We start from the raw sequence: 3,000 nt of genomic DNA, 5'->3' as shown, positions 1-3,000 counted from the left end.
CAGGTGGATCGTAGCGGTGTGCACGCATCACGGTCCAGGCTTCGCCCGGACACCGCATGTTTCTGCCGCTTCAGCCCATCGACACGCACAGGTTATTGCAGGCGAATTCAGTAAAGGTACCCGTCATCCATCAACCGCCTTAGACGGCGGGACCGACGACCTAGACGGCGCCGAGCAGGGTTGTCCGCGTGCACGGCAAGGGCGACAAGGTCGTCCTCGTACCGCTTCCCCCAGCCGTGGGCCGTGCCATCAACGGGCCATCGATGAACGGACCACCGGACCGATCCTGCTGGCCTATCGCGGCACGCGGATGGACCGGCACTGCGCCACCCGGAGACTGCGGCTCCTCGCCGAACATGCAGGTGTCAAGCTGCCCCGGATGCACCACACATGCTCAGACACACTTTTGTCACCACGATGCTCGACGCTGGCGTAGACCTCCGCGACGTATAGATTGCCGCCTGCCACGCCGACCCGCGAACCACTATGCGCTACAACCGAGCTCGCAAGAACCTCGACCGCCATGCCAACTACATCCTGCCCGCGTACATGGCCTCCGGCACCTGACGGATCTTCCGGTCGTGCCTGGGCATGACCCGTTTCGACGGACATCCGAGATCGGGAGCTTGTGCTCCGGAAGGATGTTCATCATGGAGTCCATGGGTAAGAAGAAGCCGCGGCCTCGTCGTTCGTTCACTGCTGAGTTCAAGGCCGAGATCGTGGAGCTGTGTCAGCGCGGCGACCGGTCGGTTGGTCAGGTCGCGAAGGATTTCGATCTGACCGAGACCGCGGTGCGGGAGTGGCTGAAGCAGGCCGAGCGCGATGCCGGCACCGGTGATGGCGGGTTGACCACGAGCGAGAAGGACGAGCTCGCGCAGTTGCGGCGGGAGAACCGCCGGCTGCGTGAGGATGTCGAGATCCTCAAGCGGGCGACGGCTTTCTTCGCGTCAATGCCATGATCTTGGTGTCCGGCGGAGTTCGCTCGTTTCTTCGCTGCCTCGAGTTCGATGGCTTGTCCTCGATGTGCGGCTCCGCCGGGCACCCAGGGCGCGTGGGGATGTGGCTTGATAGGAGCTTGCCATCGTGCTCGATTGAGGCGTGCCCGCCTCGCGCGATCCCGGGGATCCCTTCTTGTTCTCGATGTGAGGAGTTCCTTCGGCATGGTCATGATCGGCACCGATTCCCACAAACGCACCCACACCGTTGTCGCGGTCGACGACGTGGGCCGGCGGCTGGGAGTGAAGACCGTCCGCACCAACAGTGAGGGTCACTTCGAGTTGGTCCGCTGGTCCGCCCAGTTCGATGAGGTCGCCTTCGCGTTAGAGGATTGTCGGCATCTGACCAGACGTCTGGAGGCCGATCTGCTCGCGGCCGGCTGTCGAGTCGTACGGGTTCCGACCAAGCTGATGGCCGGTGCCCGCCGTGCTGCCCGAGAGCCGGGCAAGTCGGACCCGATCGACGCCGAGGCGGTCGCGCTGGCCGCGCTGCGCCACCCTGATCTGCCGGTCGCGGAGCTGGACGGACCGGCGCGTGAGGTGAAGCTGTTGTCGGATCACCGCCGCGACTTGGTCGTCCAACGCACCCGGATCGCCTCCCAGATCAGGTGGTACCTGCACGAACTCGACCCAGACCTGGAGATCCCTCCCGAGGATTCCGGCGGCACTGCGTAGTCGCCGAAGTGTCCGCAGAGCTAGACCGATTCGAAGGCGTCGTAGCCCGGCTGACACGTAATCTGCTCGCCCGCTGCGACGAGCTCAACCACCAGATCAACGCTCTCGAGGCGGAGTTGCGACGCCTGGTGCAGGCCATCGCCCCCGCTTTGTTGGCGATCCCGGGCTGCGGCGTCTTGACCGCCGCGGTGATCATCGGCGAAACCGCCGGCGTGCACCGTTTCCGGGACAAGGACGCCTTCGCCCGATTCACCGGCACCGCACCGGTCCCGGTGTGGTCGGGCGCGAGCGCCGGCAAGGTCCGGCTGAACCGCGGCGGCAACCGTACGATGAACTGCGCCCTGCACATGATCGCGGTCACCCAGGCCCGCGGCATCGGCCCCGGAAAGGCCTACCTGACCAAGCAGCAAGCCCGCGGCAAGGACAAGACCGCAGCCCTGCGGCTGCTGCGCCGCCGGCTCTCCGATGCCGTCTTCACCGCCCTGCGCGCCAACCAGCTGCACGGCACCCAGGCCACATCGCCAGCGGCCATGGCTGCCTGACCGCGAGAGCCGCTTGACATAGGAGCATCAAGGAGACCCGGTGAACTGTTACCCGTTCGTCGAGGCGGAGAAGCAGGGCGACCACAACGTGAAGCGGGCGTGTGAGTTGCTGCAGGTCTCCCGTTCCGCCTACTACGCCGACCGTGTCGGCGGCCCGTCGTTGCACGAGCAGCGCGACGCCGAGCTGACCGGCAAGATCATCGAGATCCACGACGATTCCAGCCAGACCCACGGCTCGCCGCGGGTTCACCACGAACTCCTCGACCAACGCGAGAGATGTTCTCGCAAGCGGGTGGTGCGGCTGATGCAGGCCTCCGGCCGGCGCGGCCGGGTCCCGAGAGGATGGAAGAAGACCACGATCCCTGGACCCGGGCGCCGCGCAACGCCCAGATCTGATCGGCCGCGACTTCGCCGTCGACCCCGACCAGCCGGCCGCGCTGGATACCCGCTGGTGCGGCGACATCACCTACGTCCACACCTGGCAAGGCTGGCTCTACCTGGCCACCGTGATCGACCTCGCGTCGCGCCGGGTGGTCGGCTGGGCGGTTGCGGACCATCTGCGCACCGACCTGGTCGCCGAGGCACTCACCGACGCGGTGAATCGGCGCCGGCCCGCGCCCGGAGTGATATTCCACTCCGATAGGGGCTGCCAGGGCGGATTCAATCGGTCGTCGCAACACCTCGAACATGGAGGTTTGCGATGGGGCAGGGAAAGAAGCAGTTGCCGCAAGCGTCGGAGGGTGCGCGGCGGCAGTGGGCGGCGGATCGAGCGTTGCGACCGCCGATGC

At 66.3% G+C, this 3,000-nt stretch carries 4 protein-coding genes and 1 pseudogene; all 5 read left to right on the top strand.

Going from position 1 to position 3,000, the window contains the following annotated elements; all coding sequences use genetic code 11:
- Positions 1-650 precede the first annotated feature (650 nt).
- Positions 651-959: a transposase gene (locus tag VFG33_RS31455; RefSeq protein WP_325056623.1), complete on the top strand. Its 309-nt coding sequence runs from the start codon at positions 651-653 to the stop codon at positions 957-959.
- Positions 960-1,160: 201 nt separating this feature from the next.
- On the top strand, positions 1,161-1,670 hold the full coding sequence (locus VFG33_RS31450; RefSeq protein ID WP_325056622.1) for an IS110 family transposase: 510 nt from the start codon (positions 1,161-1,163) through the stop codon (positions 1,668-1,670).
- A gap of 8 nt (positions 1,671-1,678) precedes the next feature.
- Positions 1,679-2,212 carry a transposase gene (locus VFG33_RS31445; RefSeq protein WP_325056621.1) on the top strand — a complete coding sequence of 178 codons (534 nt, stop codon included), beginning with the start codon at positions 1,679-1,681 and terminating at the stop codon, positions 2,210-2,212.
- A gap of 40 nt (positions 2,213-2,252) precedes the next feature.
- Positions 2,253-2,540 (top strand): annotated as a pseudogene (locus tag VFG33_RS41330) (IS3 family transposase); the annotation flags it as partial.
- 34 nt (positions 2,541-2,574) lie between these two features.
- Positions 2,575-3,000 (top strand): DDE-type integrase/transposase/recombinase (locus VFG33_RS31440; RefSeq protein ID WP_414672997.1); only part of this gene is annotated, 426 nt, incomplete at its 3' end.

It is taken from the genome of Kribbella sp. (assembly GCF_035687465.1).
GTDB lineage: Bacteria > Actinomycetota > Actinomycetes > Propionibacteriales > Kribbellaceae > Kribbella.
This window is presented reverse-complemented; position numbering and strand designations above follow the sequence as displayed.

What these genes read in the sequence shown, in the direction of transcription:
- VFG33_RS31455 (WP_325056623.1), top strand. Translation starts at nt 651, where the DNA reads ATGGAGTCCATGGGTAAGAAGAAGCCGCGGCCTCGTCGTTCGTTCACT.
- VFG33_RS31450 (WP_325056622.1), top strand. Translation starts at nt 1,161, where the DNA reads ATGGTCATGATCGGCACCGATTCCCACAAACGCACCCACACCGTTGTC.